The following is a 22162-nucleotide window of genomic DNA, read 5'->3' as shown; positions in this document are numbered from 1 at the left end:
GGATAATTGGTAATTGGTAATTGGTAATTTTAAACCCTCATCCTTATTTATTCTTCCCTCATCCTTCTTCCTTCTTCCTTCTTCCTTCTTCCTTCCTCTTAGCAATAGAATAACCGCAGCGCTGTTCCCCATCAATAATCCAGTGAGTCCGTTCCACGGTGCAATCGGGCAAAACCGCAGCAAACATTTCCAACTCATTGCCGCACACACTCGGAAAAGTTTCAGCCACATTAGAAATCGCGCAGTTGTGTTCCATCAACACAAATCGATCGCCCTTAACATCACCGCACACTTCCACATCTACCGATTCTACAGGATAACACTCAGCCATGTAACCTTCAGCCCTGCGGAGTTCCACCAACTTACTCACCCGCTCGGCCAACAAACCAACACCCACCAACCGCCGATACTCCGTAGCCTTGCGCTGCCACTGTTTTTGCAGGATAGTAATAACTTGCTCGCGCCCGACGGTTTCCGCCAAAGTATCGAGGAAAGACACAGCAAAATCGCCGTAACGATTCGGGAAGCGATCGCGCCCTAGACTGGTAAGCTCATACATATGCTGGGGACGCCCCATACCAGCCTGAACCGACTGATATTGAATCGCCCCCTCCGCCTCCAAATCCTTCAAGTGACGGCGAATCGCCTGCGGACTCATCTCCAAAGACTCCGCTAACTCAAGAGCCGTCCCTTGACCTCCCTTGAGCAAATATTGCAGAATGTCTTGTTTCGTGGAAGTTTGCTGAGTTGTCTCCATCATCTTCACAAAAAATTATTTATTTGACTTTGACAATATCACTATTGTTAATGTAGCTTAAAATATACTAAAGCAACAAAATAGTTGTTTAACTCGCCAGCAGCCCCCAGAACTCGCCGGGCCCCCGACAGTTCAAGCGTCTGCCATCTTTGAGAGACTTATCCAGAACACTCGAAAGCGCAAAATTAATGAGCTCTACAGTCACAACCCTAGTCAACCAGCCCTATAAATACGGTTTCGTCACCGACATCGAGTCCGACACCATCCCCCGCGGCTTGAGCGAAGATTTGGTTCGCCTGATATCCTCCAAGAAAAACGAACCGGAATTCATGCTGCAATTCCGCCTCAAAGCATACCGGAAGTGGCTGACGATGACCGAGCCTACTTGGCCTCATGTCAACTATCCCGCGATCGACTACCAAAACATTATCTACTATTCCGCGCCCAAACAAAAGCCCAAAAAGCTCAACAGTTTGGACGAAGTTGATCCGACACTATTAGAAACCTTCGAGAAACTCGGCATTCCCCTCTCCGAACAAAAACGGCTGGGAAACGTCGCCGTCGATGTCATTTTCGACAGCGTTTCAATTGCTACAACATTTAGAGAAAAGTTAGCCAAAGACGGCGTTATCTTCTGTTCAATTTCAGAAGCCGTCAAAGACTATCCCGAACTAATAGAAAAATATCTTGGTAGCGTCATACCAATCGGCGACAACTTTTTCGCAGCTTTAAACTCTGCCGTATTCAGCGATGGTTCCTTTGTCTACATTCCCAAAGGTGTCAAATGCCCGATGGAATTGTCAACCTATTTCCGCATCAATAACGGAGATTCTGGTCAATTTGAGCGCACGCTAATTGTCGCGGAAGAAAACAGTTCTGTGTCTTACCTCGAAGGCTGCACCGCGCCAATGTTTGATACGAACCAACTGCACGCCGCCGTCGTGGAATTGGTAACCATGGATAATGCTGATATCAAATACTCGACTGTGCAGAACTGGTACGCCGGCGATGCGAATGGTAAAGGCGGGATTTATAATTTTGTTACCAAACGTGGTTTGTGTCAAGGAGTCAATTCTAAGATTTCTTGGACGCAAGTAGAAACAGGTTCGGCTATTACTTGGAAATATCCCAGTTGCGTGTTAGTCGGCGACAACTCGGTGGGCGAATTCTACTCGGTAGCGCTGACAAATAACAAACAGCAAGCTGACACCGGTACTAAAATGATCCACGTCGGCAAAAATACTCGCAGCACGATTATTTCTAAGGGAATTTCGGCGGGTAATTCTGCTAACAGTTATCGCGGCTTGGTGAAAATGGGGCCGAACGCTAAGGGCGCTCGCAATTATTCTCAGTGCGATTCGATGTTGATTGGCGATAACGCTCAAGCAAATACTTTCCCCTACATTCAAGTGCAGAACCATACTGCTAAAGTGGAACACGAAGCTTCTACGTCTAAGATTGGTGAAGAGCAATTGTTCTTCTTCGCTCAGCGGGGAATTTCTGCGGAAAATGCTATTTCGATGATGATTAGCGGTTTCTGTAAAGATGTTTTCAATCAGTTGCCGATGGAGTTTGCGGCGGAAGCTGATAAGTTGTTGAGCCTCAAGCTCGAAGGCAGTGTCGGATAGAAACAACTTATGATTAGGTTTGTAGTAAGGACTTTAGTCCGTCTTCTTCTTAACGACCAAACTCTGATTCATCAGCAACAATTCGGCTCGTAGTGAGGACTTTAGTCCTTCTATTTCCAAGATTACGCAAAAAACAACAATTCGGCTCGTAGTGAGGACTTTAGTCCTTCTATTTCCAAGATTACGCAAAAAACAACAATTCGGCTCGTAGTGAGGACTTTAGTCCTTCTATTTCCAAGATTACGCAAAAAACAACAATTTGGCTCGTAGTGAGGACTTTAGTCCTTCTATTTCCAAGATTACGCAAAAAAACAACAATTCGGCTCGTAGTGAGGACTTTAGTCCTTCTATTTCCAAGATTACGCAAAAAACAACAATTCGGCTCGTAGTGAGGACTTTAGTCCTTCTATTTCCAAGATTACGCAAAAAACCAACAATTCGGCTCGTAGTGAGGACTTTAGTCCTTCTATTTCCAAAGTTACGCAAAAACCAACAATTCGGCTCGTAGTGAGGACTTTAGTCCTTCTATTTCCAAGATTACGCAAAAAACAACAATTTGGCTCGTAGTGAGGACTTTAGTCCTTCTATTTCCAAGATTACGCAAAAAACAACAATTCGGCTCGTAGTGAGGACTTTAGTCCTTCTATTTCCAAGATTACGCAAAAAACAACAATTCGGCTCGTAGTGAGGACTTTAGTCCTTCTATTTCCAAGATTACGCAAAAAACAACAATTTGGCTCGTAGTGAGGACTTTAGTCCTTCTATTTCCAAGATTACGCAAAAAAACAACAATTCGGCTCGTAGTGAGGACTTTAGTCCTTCTATTTCCAAGATTACGCAAAAAACAACAATTCGGCTCGTAGTGAGGACTTTAGTCCTTCTATTTCCAAGATTACGCAAAAAATGGTTGGATGCGCTACTTGTCTGGATACAAAGAAGGACTGAAGTCCTCACTACGAACCTAGATTGTGGAAGGACTGAAGTCCTCACTACGAACCTAGATTGTGGAAGGACTGAAGTCCTCACTACGAACCTAGATTAAAGAAGGACTGAAGTCCTTACTACGAGCCAAGATTGTTGAATCGCAAAAAGACCAAAGAATTAGAGGAGTCTGGAAAAAAAGAGATGATTGTAGAAAATAGTCAAGTGGTGTTATCTGTCCGCGATTTAACTGCGAATGTGGAAGATACCCAAATCCTTAAGGGTTTGAATCTGGAAATTAAAGCGGGAGAAATCCACGCGATTATGGGTACGAATGGTTCGGGTAAAAGCACTTTATCCAAGATATTAGCCGGCCATCCTGCTTATACGGTGACGGGTGGAGAAGTTACGTTTTTGGGACAGAATCTGCTGGAATTACCGCCGGAAGAACGTTCTTTAGCTGGAATTTTCCTCGCTTTCCAATATCCTTTGGAAATTCCAGGCGTTAGTAATGTGGATTTCCTGCGCGTGGCTTACAATTCTCACCGCAAACATCGCGGTTTGGAAGAGTTGGATGCTTTTGATTTCCAAGATTTAATCGAGGATAAGTTGGATGTTGTTAAGATGAATCCGGCTTTTTTGGGGCGCAGCGTGAATGAGGGTTTTTCTGGTGGCGAGAAAAAGCGGAATGAGATTTTGCAGATGGCGCTTTTGGAGCCGAAGTTAGCTATTTTGGATGAGACTGATTCGGGTTTGGATATCGATGCTCTCAAGATTGTCGCTGGTGGTGTGAATCAGTTGTCAACTGCTGAAAATTCGATGTTGGTGATTACTCACTATCAACGGTTGTTGAATTACATTATTCCTGATTTTATTCATGTCATGGAAGCTGGCAGAATTATCTTGACTGGCCCGAAAGAGTTGGCGCTGGAATTGGAAGAGCGCGGTTATGACTGGGTTGTGGAAGAGGAAGCAGCAGGAGTTGGCGCGCGATGATAAATACGCAAGTTGCTACTAGGGAAATGTTTTTGGCTGATTTGGTGAATCAGTGCGGTAAGTTGGATGTTGCTAATAGCAATTCTTCGGCTTATGGGTTGCAGGATTTGCGGGATGCGGCGACTGAATACGTGCTTGCTGCAAGTTTTCCGACGGTGAGGGATGAGGAATGGCGCTTTACTGATTTGTCGCCGGTTTTGCAAGTTCCTTTTCGTATTGCTCAGAGTAATCAGTCTACGGTTAAGCTGGCTGATATTATTATGCCTGTGAAAAATCGGGATGATTTACCGTTGAGATTGGTATTTGTTAACGGTTTTTATGCGCCGGATTTGTCTACTGTGGATGGCTCTGTTTTGCCGCTCGACTTTTATGCAGGTAATCTATCTAACGTACCCGAAAAATATCGATCGCGCATTACCGATGTTTTGAGCCAGCACAAACAGCAAACGGAAGTGTTTACTGCGCTGAATACTGCGGGTTTAGTGGATGCTGCGGTGGTGTTCGTACCGGCCAATATGTCGATCGACCTTCCGATTCATTTACTCTTCCTGACCGCACCAGGCGCATCTCCGACGATGTGTCAGCCGCACTGCTTAATCATAGCTGAGGCTGGCAGTAAAGTTACGGTGGTTGAGGATTACGCAACTATCGGCAATGTTTCGGCTTTTACAAATGCTGTGACAGATGTTGTGGTTGCTGAAAACGCCACGGTGAATCATGTTCGGCTTCAGCGCGAAGGTTTGAATGTGGTTCATGTGGGCAAAAGTGCGATCGGGCAATCCCGCAACAGCAGCTATACTTGTCATGCTATCAGCTTGGGTGGCAAAATATCGCGGCACAATTTAGAAGTATTTCAGCACGGCGAAGGCACGGAAACAAATTTAAACGGCTTAACCGTAGCTTTTGGCGAACAATTAGCAGACACTCACAGTTTAATCGATTTCAATCATCCCCACGGCACAAGTCGCCAATTGCACAAGTGCATTGTTGGTAACAAAGCTCGCGCTGTATTTAACGGCAAAGTTTTTGTTCGCAAAGCCGCACAATTAACAGATGCCGGACAGTTGAGCCGGAATTTGTTGCTGTCGCCGAGGGCGCGCGTCGATACCAAACCGCAGTTAGAAATTGTGGCGGACAACGTTAAATGTTCCCACGGTGCAACTGTCAGCCAGTTAGAAGACGATGAACTTTTTTACTTGCAAAGTCGCGGTTTGGATTTAGATAGAAGTCGCTATTTGCTGATTGATGCTTTTGCGGCGGAAATTCTCAACTTGTTGCCGATTGTGGGAGTGGCGAAAATGCTTTCTACCTGTGTGGCTGTGCAAGAGTAACTGAATCGAACGCCAAGTAGAAGGCGAATAGAATTCGCGACTACACAAACAAAGTCCGCCTCCGCGGACTGAAGAGAAAGAGTGAACTCAATAAAAAATGTCCACTCTTTCTCACATTTCGTACCATTTTAAACAAGCCTGTAGGGGCGGGTTCACCAATAGCCCCAAATAGTACAAACAGCTTAAATAAACCCGCCCCCACCCCACCCGAAAACCCCTGATTGCTGTTGGTGAAAAATAAAATGTCACCTAAAATGGAATTGTGCAATCACATTGTAAACAACTAACTTCTCATTATTAACTTCAAAAAATATGACACTTATTCAAGAAAAAACTCTAGCCTCAAAAGTTCGCGGCGACTTCCCAATTTTGACGCAAAAAGTCAACGGTAAACCGCTAATTTATTTAGACAACGCAGCGACTTCCCAAAAACCCCTAGCTGTACTCAACGCTTGGCGCGATTACTACGAACAATATAATGCCAACGTACACCGCGGCGCCCACACTCTCAGCGCTAAAGCGACTGATGCTTACGAAGGTGCTAGAGACAAAGTTGCAGCGTTTATCAATGCAGCTTCGCGCCAAGAAATTGTTTACACTCGCAACGCCACCGAAGCAATTAACTTAGTTGCTTATTCTTGGGGTTTGAGCAACCTGCAAGCGGGAGATGAAATTATCCTGTCAGTGATGGAACACCACAGCAATCTCGTTCCTTGGCAAATGATTGCTCAAAAAACAGGTGCGGTACTAAAATTTGTGGAATTAACCGAAACTGGCGAGTTTGATTTAGAACACTTCAAAACGCTGGTTTCCCATAAAACGAAGTTGGTTTCAATCGTTCACGTTTCCAATACTTTAGGCTGCATCAATCCAGTTAAAGAAATCTGCGACATCGCCCACGGTTTCGGCGCCAAAGTTTTGATTGATGCTTGCCAAAGTGTGCCGCACATGGTAATAGACGTGCAAGCAATCGATTGCGATTGGCTCGTTGCTTCCGGTCATAAAATGTGCGCTCCGACTGGTATCGGTTTTCTGTACGGTAAACTGGATTTGCTCAGAGAAATGCCTCCGTTTTTCGGCGGCGGCGAAATGATTGCTGACGTGTTTCTCGAATATTCCACCTATGCTGATTTGCCGCACAAGTTCGAGGCGGGTACTCCGGCAATCGGTGAGGCGATCGCCCTTGGTGCTGCGATCGACTATCTTAATAACATAGGCATGGAGCAGATTCACGCCTGCGAAGCCGACTTGACAGCTTATCTCTTCCAACAATTGCGGCAAATTCCAGCCATTAAAATTTACGGGCCACAACCAGACAGCAATGGCGAAGGTAGGGCCGCGCTAGCATCCTTTAGCGCCGGAGAAATTCACCCTCAAGACTTGTCTACCATGTTGGATCAGGAGGGGGTCGCGATTCGTTCCGGGCATCACTGCACGCAAGCTTTGCACCGCTATTTGAACATTTCATCTACTGCGCGGGCGAGTTTGTATTTTTACAACACCTATGAGGAGATTGATTTGTTTGTGAAAGCGTTGAAAGAGACGATCGACTTTTTCAGTTAGATTATAAGCTTTTGGTAAGGACACGGCAATGCCGTGTCCCTACATCCGCGTTCCTCCGCGTGCATCTGCGGTTTAAAAAAGAGCGTCCGTCCTTACAGAAATTCACGATGAAGCCTTCAGAAAATAAATCAGTACCGTCCAGTTTCTTTGACGAAACCTTTCAAGGAAGTCCCGATCCTTGGGAATACACATCGAATTTTTATGAAATTAGTAAATTCCGAGCAACTATCAGAGCTTTGCCAAAACTCCAATTCAAAAATGCTTTGGAAATCGGATGTGCCATCGGTGTAATTACGCAGCAACTAGCGCCAAAATGTGACAGACTGCTTTCCGTAGATTGTTCGGAAGTAGGATTAGAAGAAGCACGGAAACGCTGCGCCAATCTCCCACAGGTACAGTTTGAGAAGATGCAGATACCTCAGCAGTTCCCAACAAAGAAGTTTGATTTGATTTTATTCTCAGAAATCGGCTATTATTTGACAACAGAAGACCTCCGGGAAACTCAGGAAAAAATTATTGAGAGCTTACTTCCTGGAGGTTATCTCTTGATTGTTCATTATCGGTTTCCAGTAGAAACTTTTATCCTGAATGGCGAGATTGTTCATAATAGTTTTCTCCAAAACTATACAAAGTATTTGAAACATCTTGGCGACCCGCGAAAACGTTTCTTGATGCTAGATTTAGCGCGCCATCACAAACGCTATCGGATGGATTTATTTCAGCGGTTGTAAAGGATGGGATATAAATTTGAAGAGGTGCATCTACGATTGGTTTAGGGTTGCAGTTTATTCCTCTGCTTTCATCTGCCAGTAATATCAATTCCGCGTCAAGAGACAAGATTGCCTCAGTCTTTTTAATCAAATTTTGGGACGGGCTAGAAGCCCATCCCACAAGAAAAAAAGATTTTTGTGGGATGGGCTTCTAGCCCGTCCTAACTATTTTTGTAATTCAAGTCTAATAACTCAAATTAATTTTGTAACTAGGACTTCAGTCCTATGAAAAATCTGAGGACTGAAGTCTTAACTACCAACCAATTGTTTTAGCGGGCATAATATAAGTCGAAATTAATTAAAACTCGGTAATTTCAGGATGGATAAATTGATAACCAGCCGCCTTGATCTTTTGATTCGATACCCTAGCATTATAGGGCCGCACGCTGCTGGCAGATGTATCCCAAGTAGCTTTCGGTAGATTGTTAGTTTCAAAAATGCGATCGAGCAATTCGCGACTCGATAGAGACACATCCCCAACTAAATTGTAAATCCCCTGCAACCGATTGTCCAGCGCAAAGGTTAATCCCCCAACTATATCATCCCGATGCACCCAATTTGTCGCATCTTCCCCCGCGCCCGGACGAGTGATCCCAGCCCAGCCTCGGAATATTTTAACTAATTCTCGCCCGGGCCCGTAAATGCCACCCAAACGGAGAATGCAAACTTGCAGATTGGGACTTGATGCTGCTAATAAAACTCCTTCGGTTTCGGCGAGAATCTCACCGTTGGGATTGGCTGGTGCTACGGGCGATTCTTCATCTACCAGTTTACCTTGACAGTCGCCATACACAGAATAAGTACCCGTATAAATCACCTGCTTGACTGTCGGTATCTGCTGTAAAACCGATACCAAAGTTGTCGCAGTCTCTAAGTAACTTTCTCGATAAGCCTGAGGATTTGGAGCACCGACGCACAGCATAACAGCATCTTGGTCTTGCAGCAAACGGACGATCGCCCCTGCGTCATTTCCCTTGACTACAGCCACCCGCTGGGCGACACCCTGCAATTCACTGACTCGGCTCGCCGTCGTAGTTGTCGCCGTCACGGTACAATCAGATTTACCTTGTAAATGTCGGGCTGTCGCAGTACCCACATAGCCGCAGCCGACGATCGCAACTTTCATCAAAAATTCTCCATTTTGTCCTACCCTCTAAGATTATTGCCGATTTTTGCGATGATTCGAGGTCAGTTTTGTGGTACGATCGAGGTCGTTGCGATCGAGCTCAGTTGCATCATGTCCGAAAAAGATATTTTTGCTACATCCTCAGAAACTGAACTTTTAGCTTTTTACGGTTCTTTATTTGCGATCGCCGCCGCCGACGGTTCCGTTGATATTGACGAACTAAATTTATTGTTTAAAACCATAAATTTAGACAAATTTTCGGATTCAGCAAAGGCTCAAATCCAATCCTACACAGCTAATCCGCCGTCTCTGGACGATTGTTTGCAAACACTCAGTCAGTCAGCCGAGCCGCTGCGTTTGGGAGTCATGTATTTTTTAATTAGCATTGCTGTAGCAAATAAAACGCTGCATCCCGGAGAAAGCGAGGCGATTCAATCGGCAAAAAAAATGCTGGAAGTTTCCGATTTGCAACTTCAAGCCATGCAGGAATTCATCGCAGACATGAAACAAATACAGGAGGTAGCGCCAAATAAAAATCAATCACCAGCATCCTTCAATACTGGTGTTTCGCAGCTCAAAAATCTGGGCATTCCTATCGATTTAATTGATTCTAAAAGAGTTACAACAAACCTCAGCAATCCGGAAACGAACTATTCCGATGAAAATTTTTGGGCAAAGCTTAAGAAATTTGCTTTAACCGCTGGGCGAGAAGTAGTTGAAAAAGCTTTGACTCTTTATTACACCGCTCAAAATCCTAACGTACCGCCTTGGGCCAAAGGAGTTGTTGTGGGAGCTTTGACTTATTTTGTATCTCCTTTAGATGCGATTCCTGATATCTTAGTCGGGATTGGATTTACAGATGATTTGGCAGTGTTGCTGGGGGCGATTGCTACTGTTTCGGTATACATTAGCGCTGATACTAAAGCACAAGCACAGCAGAAAATGAATGATTGGTTTGCTAAATAAGATTATCGGCGTTTGATGACTCGCAATTTAACAAGTTTGATCGTGCTGACTTTAGTCCTAATTAACTTACAAATTTATAAAAAACTGAAGTCCTCACTACGAACCTTTAATCAGGACTGAAGTCCTCACTACTAACTTAATTATTATGCAATACGGTTTACTTAAGACTGTTCAGTCTATAAAATCATGTTAAAAATAAACACTGCGATTGCTTCGCGGGTACGCTCGCAATGACAAAAAAACTTTAAGTGAACCGTATTGAATTATTATGGATTCTTAGTCTTTCAGTGGCTTACCTTCAGGTTAGTAGTGAGGACTTTAGTCCTGATTAACTGAAAAATTAAGAAAGGACTGAAGTCCTCACTACTAACCTTTAATCAGGACTGAAGTCTTCACTACTAACTTAATTATTAATGGATTCTCAGTTTTTTAGCGGCTTGCCTTCTCGATTGACAATGCGGCTTTCACCATCTTTAGCGGTGACATTTTCATAAACCCCTTCATCCCGCTTTACGTACTTGCTGAAACCAGAATTTTTATAATCGGTGTCGGATGTCGGCTTCAGCAACCTCGGGGCGCTCAGCATTCGGCGTACCGGAGCATCTGCGGGAGTGTCCCCTAGGGAGCACTTAGCCAACTCGCACAGTTGTCCCCAAGTCGAAACTTCCAGGTTCATGCTGTGCGAAACTTCTAACTGCTGCTTGTTTTGGGTACAAAAATAATCGTATACAGGCATATTTAAAATCTTGTTGGCAACTACTAAAATTACTAATTGCACGGTGAATGTGAGTATTATAACTCAAAATTACTAATAATTCAAGCCAAAAAAGCAAAGTTTACTATTTTTAACGATTGTTGAAACACTAAATCAGCTATATTATTAACCCTGTGCAGTTGCTCCCAGATGCGATCGAGACCAAGCCCAAAAGTACGCTACCCTGAAATCCTCTGACTCGCTCGACCGCTAGCAAATGCCCGCAATACTTCCGTGAATTCCGTCACAGGATTTATCGTCATTTTCAGACTGCGCGCAAATCACAGATTCTAAGTTTCAAATTTATTCATCTACTCACCAGCGAGGATTTACCGATGAGCGATTTCAAAGTTACGCCAGAAGTTGAGCTAAGTACAGCTCAAATGTTGGAGCGATACCAACTGCAAGATGAGGCAATTCTGCGGCGTTGGGCTAAACTGCACGGCATCAATAGCACTCGCGGTTTCTTCTATCCCAGTGAAGTAGATTTGATGGATCACGCTCACCACCACCTTTACAATTTAGGCATGAGTGTTGCTGAGTATCAAAGTCTTTTAGACCGACGCCGCAGCAATTCCCAGACATCAGGCGACGAAAATAAAACAGTAGCAAGTCAAGTTGCAGACGAAGCATACGATGCGATAGAAATGCTGACTGATCAGTATTCTGAAGCTATTGATTTAATGGGAGAACGCATCGCCGATCATTTTATTGACGAACTGGATTTGTCTGTGATGCGACACCTTTCTCAAAAAGTGAAAGACCGCCGCACTCTCAACGGTCAAGCGAAAAAACCAAACCGTTTTCTCCAGGTGATTAAAGCTGTGTTGCAACCGAGCAGCGAAAATACGCTTTTAGTTCCCAAAAAAGACGATAATTCTAGTTTAGAATTAGAACACCATCACCGACTAGGCTAGCGATTTTTGTTGCTACAACGAGCAACTTTTTATCAAATTTACTGGTCAATTTTTGAGTGATAAAATTTAGTAAGATAACCGACCCGAACCCTCCCCTTGGCAAGGGGAGGGAGCGAAAGTGTTATTTTTTGATTTTTCATCAAAATTACCGACAATAAACTCAGGATTTTTACAATTCTCCCCATTACTTTTTAGCTTTTCGGTTTGCTGTATCTACCTAAACTAAATATAACTAGAGACAGATTGCGCGATCGGCAAAATCAAAGACAATATTTCCTAATCGAACCAGTCAACCTCGCCAAACAAAGTAGAGATCATGATTAAATCCTGGATGGTAATTGGAGGTGTCGTTTTGGTAGTAGCTTTAGCGATTAACAGACTCGCGACCAGCGATATCCAATGGTTCAACAGATTAGTCCGTCCGAGATGGCTAAAAATTGAAGCAGCAATTCCGATAATTTGGACAGTCATTTTTATTTGTGGAGCTTGGTCGGCGGTGATTGTTTGGGAGCAAGCGCCGGGAACTCAAGATACTTGGCTGAGAATGGGTTTTTACCTGCTTTTAGAAATAGTAACTATGTCTTATACGTCGGTTATGTGCAAACTCAGGAGTCTAAAAATCGGTACGATAATCGGCGGAACTGGCGCTATTTTAAGCGTGCTGCTAGCTATCAGCGTGTTGCAAGTTTCGCAGCCTGCTGCGTTGCTGTTGCTGCCTTATATCCTCTGGAGTCCGATCGGCACTTACACCACTTGGGCAATGATGCACCTCAATCCTGCCGATGTTTAATTGAGAGCAGAAGGCTATCAAGGCTTCGCAACCGGGTAAAAATAAGGCACAAACTCGCAGGTGCCGATATACGAGATTGTCTGTTTTTCTTGAAAACGATCTAGGGCGACACACCTAGGGAAAAACAAATATTAATTATCTATTTTTTCAGTACACCATAATTCAATACGGTTCACTTAAAGTTTTTTTGTCATTGCGAGCGTACCCGCGAAGCAATCGCAGTGTTTATTTTTAACATGATTTTATAGACTGAACAGTCTTAAGTAAACCGTATTGCACCATAATTCTGATATTCGTTATTAATCAAGCTTCAAACTCAGAAAAAAATCTGTACAAATTCGCCCTTATTTGTACAGATAAGTAAAGATATTAGGTAGCAGATTCTCGCCCTCAAACCTAGCGAGTCGGAGACTTGTTCGGAGGCTCGGTTTCCGGTGGCTCGGGAGCCGGAGACGGAGACTCAGGAGCCGCGGGAGCTAAAGACTGTTCCCAAATTTGGAGTTGCGATCGCGCTTGCTCGAAAGCTCGATTGCCCGAGGGAATTTTCTTCAAAGTGGCGATCGCCCCAGCCAGATCCGAGGACGACTGTTCCACACCCATCGCCAAAATCCGCTGCGCCCACTCCTCAATCGCCTCGCTCGCTTGCCAGCGGAGCGAACTCGAATCCGGTACCTGACTAGCCAGAGAAATCGCCGTTTGCAAAGCCTCAGCAGTCCCGGCTCGGGCTGCCTGACGGGCGCTCTGCAAACCTTGCTCGCCCTGAAATTGCGATTCCCAAATCTGAATGTTCGATCGAGCTTCGTCATACAGCACCCGTCCCGATCGAATCCGGCGCGCCATATCAATGGCCTCCGCCAAATTCCCCCTGGCTGCTAGCTGCTGAGCTCTTTCCAAAAACGGCTGGTCTTGAAGCCGCTGTCTTCTCTCGATCCAAGCTTGAATTTTGGTTTGAGCTTCCCCGTAAAGCGCCCTACCTTGGCCGATCCGAGAAGCTTGAGCTACGGCGGCTTCCAGAGCATTCGGATCACCCGCAGTCGCCAAATCATTAGCTCTTTGCAGGTACGGACTGTCTTCGAGCAGCTCGATTTGACGGCTCAAGCGAGCAATTTGAGTCCGAGCTTCAACAGAACGGGGATTTGAAGGCCCAACTGTTTGCAATTGGGCGATCGCAGCCCTCAAATCCTTAACTGTTCCCGGCGCCGCCAGCCTGCTTGCCAAATCCAAAACTTTCACATCAGCCATTTCTTGTTGCCAGCGGCCGACTGAATCTTGAGCTTGTTTGTACAAAGGGCGGCCCTCTTTCAACTTTTGAGCAATCTCGATCGCCTTAGACAAACCATCAACAGAGCCGGTCAAAGCCTGAGCCGTAGCACCCGCCAACTGATTAAAATCCTGTACTTGTTCCTTTAAATTTGCCGACTCCGGAATCTTGTTAGCCATGGCCACCGCCTGCTGCCAATCCCCTGCCTGCAAGCGTTTTTGGGCCAAACCCATGATTTTTTTGCTAAATTCGGCGATCGCCCGATTGGCAGCTTGATACAAATAACTGTTTTGACCAATTCCCTGAGCCAGCTTAATCCCCGTCACCAGATTGTCGAGTCCTCCCTCTGCGGCGGTATTCCGGGCTTTTACTAACTTATTGCCCTCAGCCTTGGTCGTTGTAATTGCCTTAGTTAGTTCCTCATACTTCACCGATTCCCAGAAAGTATTTCCCGAGTCCAACAGCAGAGTTGCTTGGCGGAAAGCCAGCCCCCACTCTTCCTGACGCAAGTGGTCTTCTGCGGTGCGGTAAAGTTTCTGTGCGTCGCTCCATGTAGACTGCCACTTGTCAATCTCCTTTTGCACCATCGCGTAAGCGGGAACGTCTTGAGGAACCTTGCGGGCGATCGCAATTGCCTCTTCCAGCTTTCCTTCTTGCAAGCTAGCATTTCCCAACTTGACAATATCCTGCGCCCATCCCTCGATTTGACCGTTAATTCTCGATCGCAGCGGATGATCCGGCGGCAAAGCATTAACTAATTCGATCGCGCGGAGCAAATCATCAGCCGTGCGCTTGCTAGCTGCTTCTTGAGCGCAAAAAAAGCGATCGTTAGCAGAAGCCGCCGGCCAAAAAATCTTCGAGCAATTTGACTGTGCAGTCAAGTTGAGCAAAGAGGAAATTGCCACAAACGCCATACCCACTGACAGCATCAAGCTCACGGCCAGCCAAAACTGCCATTTATTCGACCAGTTCCGCCACAGCCGATAGGGATCTAGAAGCGGCGAATTTTCCCCAGACTCTTTCGTTGGTAGTTCCAGATGCCCTCCCGGCAGTTTTCCCGAAGTAACCAATTCTCGGAGCTCTTTAAGTCGCTCAGCGCGGTTTTTCCTGGCTGGAAGTGGCACTAGCGAGGAACTATCCTTTGTTTGATCCAGCGATTCTGGCGCAGACCAACGACCTGGTGTTTTGCGATCTTGACTCATATCCTCACCACAAACAACAACCAGCCTGTGTTAATTATTTCAAAACAGCGATCGCTGTTATTAACTTTTCGATACAATATATTCATCACTTTTACTTGCTCAAGCAGGCGAAAGACTGCAAGAGCCGATCGCCCGCACCGCCCAATCAAAATTTTGTGATTAGGTAATTGATAATTGGTAATTGGCAATTGGTCAAGGCCTCGATCCCTAACTCGCCGTCAATAGAGCTAATTACAGATTACCCTCTCAAGAACCAGAGTTCGATCGCAACTCCCCGATCAGCTCGGCGAGTTTGTCGCTGTTAGCCTTGTAAACCTGATTGCAGAAATGGCAAGTAGCCTCAGCCCCGCCATCTTTTTCGATCATGTCTTGGAGTTCGGCTTCGCCCAACATTTTCAAAGCGCCCAAAACTCGATCGAACGAACAGCCGCAATGAAAGCGCACCATCTGAGTTTCCGGGAAAATTTCCAGGCCCATATCACCGAGTAAATCTTCGAGAATCTGATGCAGCGTTTTGCCCGATCGTAGCAGCGGGGTAAAACCCGAGAGTCCAGCCACTCTAGATTCTAGAGTTTGCACCAATTCTTCATCCGTTGCCGCCTTCGGCAGAACCTGCAACAGCACGCCCCCAGACGCTTGCACCCCCGCAGCCCCCACAAACACTCCCACAACCAGAGCCGAAGGTGTCTGCTCGGAGGTTGCCAAATAGTGAGTCAGATCGTCACCAATTTCGCCGGAAACCAACTCTACGGTACTTGAATAAGGGAATCCGTATCCCACATCTCGCACCACGTACAAATAACCATCACCAATAGCTCCGCCCACATCAAGTTTGCCGATCGCATTGGGAGGCAATTCCACTTCAGGATTGTCCACATAACCTCGAACCGTACCATCAAGTCCGGCATCAACCAGAAGTCCGCCCAGGGGCCCATCTCCTTTAATGCGAATATTGACTCTCGATTCAGGCCGCTTCATGCTGGAGGCGAGTAACAGCCCAGCCGACATCGTGCGGCCGAGGGCGGCTGTAGCGACGTAGGAGAGCTTGTGGCGCCCTCTTGCTTCTTCGGTGAGGCGGGTGGTAATGACGGCTACAGCGCGAATTCCGCCATCTGCGGCTGTTGCGCGAATTAATTGATCGGCCATGAAAAACCTGACTTTTGCGTTTTGATACTTCCTTGAACTATTTTAGAAGGTTGTCACAGGAGATAGCAGGAGTTGACTCGGCGGGTGGGGGCGATCGAGCTTCACGACTTCCCTATTTTTCAAACTAAATTTTTGAGCGATCGACTATTTATTAACAAATCGCCCGAAGGATTCTTCAAAATACAGTCCGCGACACCTAATTCCTATCTGTAGGGTGAGATTCGCGCACCGCGCATATATAGCTGAGTCTCTCAAAGATGAGGTATGTCAGCTAATTGGTAATTTGGAAAAAAGTAATTGCTTGTGCCTGTAGGCTTTTTTAGGTTTTGGGGAGTAAAAAATATCGCTAGTGCAAACACCCGATCGCACAATTTGCCATACCTCATTTTTGTGAGAATCGCTATAAATCAATACAGTTCACTTAAGATGGTCTGAAGACAGGAACGAAGCAAACAAGAGTCTCTATTTTTCATCGGTTTTCCCTGTTGTTACCTCTTAACTTAACCGTATAGCACTATAACGGCGTTTAAAACTTTTTTGTGAAACTTATAAAATAATAAATATTTATTCAAGCAAACTGCATAAAAACTGCATTTATTCTCTCATTCCAGCCCGTACTCAGAAATTGGAATTAAATAAATTAAGCGATTGGCTTGTTACTTTCGATCTGGCTGCCAACGCAGATTGGCGAGGAAGAGCATCTTTTTACATTACAGCTTATATGATAAAAAACTGTAAAAGGTGTTTTACTTATTAAATTTTAATTCCTCAATCAAGTGATTTATACTAATAATTAACTCCTAACGACTAACAATGTCAATTTAAAAAAATATGGCTAGCAGCATCAAATTTATACCAATTGTCAAAAATTGCCTTTAGCAAAAATAAGGACACGGCAGTGCCGTTTCCCTACTACGACTGGTCGCGTACAATCCATATTAGGAATTACCGGAAATAATTGATATAACTAAAAACAACTAATGACCAATGACCACCCTTCGGCTTCGCGAGCGGGCGAGATGACCAATGACCAATGACCAATGACCACCCTTCGGCTTCGCGAGCGGGCGAGATGACCAATGACCACCCTTCGACTTCGCGAGCGGGCGAGATGACCAATAACCAATGACCAATAACCAATGACCAATGACCAATAACCAATGACCAATAACCAATGACCAATGACCAATGACTAATGACCAATGACTAATGACCAATGACTAAAGCTTATCTTCCCGCTAACCAGACGATTACCTAACCTTTACCTTGGTGCGTTAAAGTGAGGGGGCTAAGTTTGAGAGTCATGTTTTTTAGCTGGAAATAACGGATATGCCACCAACATCGAAAGCACTTTTAGCGGAAGTCCAGCATAACACGGGAGCGACTCGAAACTTGCATTTTTATGCCAAGGGCGAAAGCATTCCTTTAATGTCCCAAGGGCTGTGGCGCGTCTGTCAAGGTTTAGCACAACTGAGCACGCTTTATCCCACCGGGGAAGAGGGACTTTTGGGTTGGGTGGGGCCTTCGATGTGTTTTGGTTTGTGGTTGACAAGCTTGCAGACTTACCGAGCTACGGCTACATCTGATGTTTATTTGATGTGGTATTCTATGGTGGAAATCGAAGCTTCTCCTCAATTGGCTCACGAGTTGCTGCCTCAAATGGTGCGGCGGTTGCGGCAAATGGAGTCAATTTTGGCGATCGCCGGACAGCGCCGAGTAGAAGACCGTTTGTATCAACTTCTGCTATTATTGCAACAGGACTTCGGTCAGCCTGTGGTTGAGGGAACTCGTTTGAGCATCCGCTTGACACATCAAGATATTGCTAATGCTATTTGTACGACGCGGGTAACTGTAACGCGAATGTTGGGAAAATTGCAGCAACAAGGGTTAATCAGTCGAGATGGCGATCGGCATTTAATACTTAATAAAGGTGTTTTTGCCTCCACATCTGATTTGTTTGGCTGCAATCCTCAAGCAGTTTAGCAAGCCCAGATAAAAATCTTATTCTGCTTCACCAATCAGCGTAAACGCCGCCCAAGACAGGCGGATCAGGGTGCATCTTCATTGTCATCAGCATCGCTTGCCGCAAAGCTTGAGCTTTATTCGGGTTTTGCTGTAACTGGCGATAAAATTCTACCATTAATTCCGCTGTCGCCACATCGGGTACTAACCACAGAGAAACCAGAATACTCGGAACTCCAGCACTAATTAAAGCACGAGATAACCCAACCACGCCATCACCTGTGAGTGTTCCTCTGCCAGTATTGCAAGCACTTAATACCACTAATTCAGCATTTAATTTTAAATCTAATATTTCGCTATAAGTCAGCAATCCGTCATCATTTCCTGATGGAGCAAGGGCGATCGCTCCCGGTAAACCTCGTGTCTTCACTTCATTGAGTAATCCGTGAGTTGCCAGATGAATAATCCGCGCTTTTACCATCAGTTGCGCGATCGATGCTTTAGTCGCTTGAGAGCCTGTAATTGCTTGAGTATTCAGAAGTTGGGCAATGGTAATTGCTTCCTGTTCGCTGCCTGGTAAGGGAGGTAATTGCTGCGGCGGGTTGCCAATCTTGGGCATAATGGGATTGCCGACAACCAGGTTATTTGAGAGAGCAAGTTGTCGGTTTTTTTGCCGTGATTGGCGGGTTAACTGCAAAATTTGAATTGCCGGAGCGGTGAGGATGGTCTGTTTTTCAATCAGATATTGACCTGTTTCATCTTGTAATGTCGCAAAGAAAACTAAAAACAGGGATTGATGGGGAATGAAGATGATGGGAGCATTGGGAGCTGCGGGTAAAAGAGTCGCAATTGGTTGAATGAGTATTTGATAAATTTGCTGTAATTTGGGGTAGATTGTGCTACGAGAACGAGCAGGGGTAGAATTAGGGCGATTAGCTGCTTGTTGATTGGTGATGTCTCCCGCCGACATACCCAGAGCATCGCGAGTGCCGCGAATTATCTCAGAAATGGCGGTATCTTGCTCGTTCAATCCTCTTGGCGGTTTTTAATTTGCCGATAAATTATTAGTGCCTGTTGCCAAGACTATAATGCAGCTTGAAATTGACTAATTTGATACTGCTGAAACCCTTGCTTTAACAGCCGATATGCTTCGGCTTTGGGTTCAGCTTGAGTTTGAGCCAAGGCCTGAGAATTGATGATTTTAAATTGAGAATTAGGGATAAATCTAACTTCGCCTACAGTCAGCGCCGCTAAGATTGAAGTCAGTACCGACCATCCTATTTTTTGCAGTTTCATAACTTTTGATAAGCCTCTGGTTGGAAAATCCGCTTGACGTATCAAGATATTGCTAAGCTGTCGCGCATTTAAATTACATATTCGGTACGCTGCTCTGAGCAACGTACCACTCATTGTTTGATTGATTTTTTATACACAATTTAAATGTAGAACAGCTTAACACGATTTGCACTTGTGGCGAGTAAGAGTAACGCGAATGTTGGGGAAATTGTAGCAGCAAGGGTTAATCAGTCGAGATGGCGATATCGGCATTTAATTTTTAACAACGGTGTTTTTGCGTCACCTTTGATTTGTTTGGCTGCCACTCTCAATCCGTATAGCAAGCGACAGGGATTTTCATCTACATAACCCTGTCTAATATTAAAGCTTATATCCCAATACAGTTCACTTAAGAAATAACAACAGGGAAAACCGATGATAAATAGACATTGCGATTGCTTTCATAAAAGATCGCTTCGAAGAGCGTTCCTCTCTTGGGACTATCTTAAGTAAACCGTATTGGCTTATATCCTAATACTGTTGACTTAAGACCGCCCTGATGGTAAAATTATATGAAAAATATCACCTTTCTCAGAAAGATGAGGAACTGGAACATAATTGGTAATTGGTAATTGGTAATTGGTAATTGGTACATGACTGACGCGCTTCGAGCCAAGAAACCGGGTTTTTTACCGAATCTGCGGGCTGTAACGCGTCTTGTCGTAAAAAACCCGGTTTCTGACCACCCGTGTGTAAGTCCTGTGGTAATTGGTCATTGGTTGTGCCTATAGGTTTTTTCAGGTTTATGGACGTAAAAACTCTCGCTAGTGCTCTCAACCCGATCGCAGAATCTGCTATACCTCATGGAGAGTGAGAACCGCTATAGATACGGAGATTGCTTCGTTCCTCTCGAAGGGCTATCTTAAGTGAACTGTATTGAGTTATAGTTAGATAGTACGAAAAAATAATGCTTAACTCGTTTGCTGTGAAATCAATTATTTTTAGGTAGCTTGCGTTCATAACATATTCCTCAAACTCTCAGCAAGACTGTACCATTTTTTGGTGATAAGGTATAATAGACAAGATTCGATCCGAAAAAATATAGTGCTGAATCATTGGCTAGCCTCATCTTTTAAGGATGGGTATCGGTATCAGTTTCGCGTGTTGATGGAATAGTGCAGCAAGGTATTAGGCAACATAACGATTGTCAGAGGAAATGGCAGTAGCCAAAAATCATTATTTTGTGGAACAGCCATCAATAAAATGTTGAGTGCCAGAACTTTGGATTGCCAGTTTGGGATGATTTTATAGCATTTTTGATTGGGATTTGGTAGCAATGACAGCTAATATCGAGGGAGCCATCCTGACGATCGCCAAGTTGATTAATCAAGCCCAGAATCTGGATATGTGCAAAATGGCAGCACCTCAATTTGACTCTAATTCATCTTCTAGCGATCGGCTTAATAATTTTGCCGATAGATGCGCCCGAGGGTAGCCCGGGCCTACATATTTTTCTACCAGCATTAATAACTCGCTTTCGCCGAAAGGCTTGGTGTAGAAGTCTGTGGCTCCGGCCATCCGGGCTTTAACGCGATCGATAAATCCGTCGATACCCGTCAGCATGACGATCGGCGTCTGCCGGAAGGCGCTAGAATTTCGCAGCATGGCGCAAACTTCGTAGCCGTCAAGTTCGGGCATGGCTATATCGCAGAGAATTAAGTCGGGTTTGAGTTTAAAAACCAAACTCAAAGCTTCGAGAGGGTTGCCGATCGCTGTAGCTTCGTAACCCTGTTCGTTTAAAATTGACTCAACTGTTTTGCGAATCATGTTGTCATCATCAATGCAGACAACTCTCTTGACCTTGGTTTCAGGAGACGACCATCCTGTTCTGTCGTTTCCCGGAGCCACAGAAGGCTCGTAAAATAGTTGCACCAATCCCTGCTGCACAAAGGGGTAAATCGCCTTAGCCACACTCAGCACGTCTCGGTTGAGGTAGCGCGCCATTTGGCGGATAGAAGTGTGGCCGTCGGCCCAGCGTTTGAGAGTATTAAAGGTATTGATCGGCAGTGCGGCTCGCAACTCGGCGGGATCGGAAATCACCGGGCATTGATTGGGTGACTGAATGTGAGGGTGAAACTGCTTCCACTGCTGCACTTGTTTGACAATCTTCGCCAGCAACGAGCTAATTTCTAAGCTGGTCAGTTGAGGAGCCAAAGCCGGGCCCATTTCAAAAGTGAAGGAACCCTGGTGGAGACTGAGCAAGTCAAATAGGGTTTCATGGATCATGCTGTGGATAATGTTCCGCCCTTGAGCTGGGGTGAGAACGTGGTTTTCTAGCAGGGCCCACAGGTAGCCATATTCTGGGGCATTGGTAGATGCCATATAGGGAACTTGGATTTTGTCGAGGGCGCTATCTGCTTTGTAGCGGCGCAGGTAGTCGCGCAAGCGAAACAAACTGCCCGCACTCTGGGTAGCGTAAATAATCTGACCGTTGAAGCAGAAGACATACCAGGATTGTCCTGCAAGGGAGCGCTGGCTAGGTTGACTGCCCGTGCTGCTGGTGGAGTTGTAGGCCTCTACGAACAGTTCTCCGGTGCGCTGACCTAACTCGATTAATTGCAGGATGCTGCGGATGTCTATTTCACTCAAATTTCCCTGCATGCAGCTAAAGTGTCCTCTTTAAAACCGTTGGCGTCTGAGCTCGGAAAGACTGTGTGCTGGCGCCAAGATTGACTGTAGTTTTCTTGACACTCCCCATGCGCGAAAGCAGGGGATGCTTGAATCTATGGGAGTCCAC

General features: G+C 45.2%; 18 protein-coding genes. 9 read left to right on the top strand and 9 right to left on the bottom strand.

The window, feature by feature from the left end; all coding sequences use genetic code 11:
- Nucleotides 1-58: 58 nt before the first annotated feature.
- On the bottom strand, nt 59-760 hold the full coding sequence (gene sufR / locus QZW47_RS08095) for an iron-sulfur cluster biosynthesis transcriptional regulator SufR (RefSeq protein ID WP_293125898.1): 702 nt from the start codon (nt 758-760) through the stop codon (nt 59-61).
- Between the two features lie 185 nt (nt 761-945).
- Between sufR and sufB the strand changes: the two genes are divergently transcribed.
- The 5 genes from sufB to QZW47_RS08070 all read left to right on the top strand — a co-directional run bounded on the left by sufB (nt 946) and on the right by QZW47_RS08070 (nt 7927).
- The gene (gene sufB / locus QZW47_RS08090) at nt 946-2385 is read left to right on the top strand and encodes a Fe-S cluster assembly protein SufB (protein WP_293125896.1); all 1440 of its coding nucleotides are present in this window, start codon (nt 946-948) and stop codon (nt 2383-2385) included.
- A 1125-nt stretch (nt 2386-3510) separates the two neighbouring features.
- Complete coding sequence (gene sufC, locus QZW47_RS08085; protein WP_293125894.1) at nt 3511-4302, top strand: Fe-S cluster assembly ATPase SufC; 792 nt, start codon at nt 3511-3513, stop codon at nt 4300-4302.
- Complete coding sequence (gene sufD / locus QZW47_RS08080) at nt 4299-5633, top strand: Fe-S cluster assembly protein SufD (RefSeq protein WP_293125892.1); 1335 nt, start codon at nt 4299-4301, stop codon at nt 5631-5633. The genes sufC and sufD overlap by 4 nt, the downstream gene beginning before the upstream one ends.
- Before the next feature lie 312 nt (nt 5634-5945).
- Nucleotides 5946-7196, top strand: coding sequence for a SufS family cysteine desulfurase (locus tag QZW47_RS08075; RefSeq protein WP_293125890.1), 1251 nt, complete (start codon nt 5946-5948; stop codon nt 7194-7196).
- Between the two features lie 107 nt (nt 7197-7303).
- Nucleotides 7304-7927, top strand: coding sequence for an SAM-dependent methyltransferase (locus QZW47_RS08070; protein WP_293125888.1), 624 nt, complete (start codon nt 7304-7306; stop codon nt 7925-7927).
- Nucleotides 7928-8264: 337 nt separating this feature from the next.
- On the opposite strand, the gene QZW47_RS08065 is transcribed toward QZW47_RS08070, so the two are convergent.
- Entirely contained in the window at nt 8265-9092 is an 828-nt protein-coding gene (locus QZW47_RS08065; RefSeq protein WP_293125886.1) for an NAD-dependent epimerase/dehydratase family protein, read from the bottom strand.
- A 15-nt stretch (nt 9093-9107) separates the two neighbouring features.
- Between QZW47_RS08065 and QZW47_RS08060 the strand changes: the two genes are divergently transcribed.
- On the top strand, nt 9108-10058 hold the full coding sequence (locus QZW47_RS08060) for a DUF1232 domain-containing protein (protein WP_293125884.1): 951 nt from the start codon (nt 9108-9110) through the stop codon (nt 10056-10058).
- 421 nt (nt 10059-10479) lie between these two features.
- On the opposite strand, the gene QZW47_RS08055 is transcribed toward QZW47_RS08060, so the two are convergent.
- The gene (locus QZW47_RS08055; RefSeq protein WP_293125882.1) at nt 10480-10836 is read right to left on the bottom strand and encodes a zinc ribbon domain-containing protein; all 357 of its coding nucleotides are present in this window, start codon (nt 10834-10836) and stop codon (nt 10480-10482) included.
- A gap of 311 nt (nt 10837-11147) precedes the next feature.
- Between QZW47_RS08055 and QZW47_RS08050 the strand changes: the two genes are divergently transcribed.
- Nucleotides 11148-11729, top strand: a complete 582-nt coding sequence (locus QZW47_RS08050; RefSeq protein ID WP_293125880.1) for a hypothetical protein — start codon at nt 11148-11150, stop codon at nt 11727-11729.
- 316 nt (nt 11730-12045) lie between these two features.
- The gene (locus QZW47_RS08045) at nt 12046-12519 is read left to right on the top strand and encodes a TspO/MBR family protein (RefSeq protein WP_293125878.1); all 474 of its coding nucleotides are present in this window, start codon (nt 12046-12048) and stop codon (nt 12517-12519) included.
- A 396-nt stretch (nt 12520-12915) separates the two neighbouring features.
- Here the strand turns inward: QZW47_RS08045 and QZW47_RS08040 are convergent, their stop codons facing one another.
- From QZW47_RS08040 to hslO, 3 genes are read right to left on the bottom strand one after another with little or no spacing between them, the layout of a single operon-like run.
- The gene (locus tag QZW47_RS08040) at nt 12916-14982 is read right to left on the bottom strand and encodes a hypothetical protein (RefSeq protein ID WP_293125877.1); all 2067 of its coding nucleotides are present in this window, start codon (nt 14980-14982) and stop codon (nt 12916-12918) included.
- Nucleotides 14979-15170: a hypothetical protein gene (locus QZW47_RS08035; protein WP_293125875.1), complete on the bottom strand. Its 192-nt coding sequence runs from the start codon at nt 15168-15170 to the stop codon at nt 14979-14981. Before QZW47_RS08035 ends, QZW47_RS08040 begins: the two co-directional genes overlap by 4 nt.
- Nucleotides 15171-15228: 58 nt before the next feature.
- The gene (gene hslO / locus QZW47_RS08030) at nt 15229-16128 is read right to left on the bottom strand and encodes an Hsp33 family molecular chaperone HslO (protein ID WP_293125873.1); all 900 of its coding nucleotides are present in this window, start codon (nt 16126-16128) and stop codon (nt 15229-15231) included.
- Between the two features lie 1329 nt (nt 16129-17457).
- On the opposite strand from hslO, the gene QZW47_RS08025 reads away from it, so the two are divergent.
- Nucleotides 17458-18111: a Crp/Fnr family transcriptional regulator gene (locus QZW47_RS08025; protein ID WP_293125871.1), complete on the top strand. Its 654-nt coding sequence runs from the start codon at nt 17458-17460 to the stop codon at nt 18109-18111.
- A gap of 28 nt (nt 18112-18139) precedes the next feature.
- Here the strand turns inward: QZW47_RS08025 and QZW47_RS08020 are convergent, their stop codons facing one another.
- The 3 genes from QZW47_RS08020 to QZW47_RS08010 form a co-directional block, all read right to left on the bottom strand.
- Nucleotides 18140-19120 (bottom strand): CHAT domain-containing protein, encoded by a 981-nt coding sequence (locus tag QZW47_RS08020; protein WP_366930826.1) that lies wholly within the window; start codon nt 19118-19120, stop codon nt 18140-18142.
- 53 nt (nt 19121-19173) lie between these two features.
- Nucleotides 19174-19386, bottom strand: coding sequence for a hypothetical protein (locus QZW47_RS08015; RefSeq protein ID WP_293125869.1), 213 nt, complete (start codon nt 19384-19386; stop codon nt 19174-19176).
- Between the two features lie 1404 nt (nt 19387-20790).
- Nucleotides 20791-22026 carry a response regulator gene (locus tag QZW47_RS08010; RefSeq protein WP_293125867.1) on the bottom strand — a complete coding sequence of 412 codons (1236 nt, stop codon included), beginning with the start codon at nt 22024-22026 and terminating at the stop codon, nt 20791-20793.
- Nucleotides 22027-22162 lie beyond the last annotated feature (136 nt).

The organism is Microcoleus sp. bin38.metabat.b11b12b14.051 (assembly GCF_013299165.1).
GTDB lineage: Bacteria > Cyanobacteriota > Cyanobacteriia > Cyanobacteriales > Microcoleaceae > Microcoleus.
The sequence above is the reverse complement of the archived record's forward strand: the minus strand, read 5'-3'. Positions and strand labels throughout refer to the sequence as shown.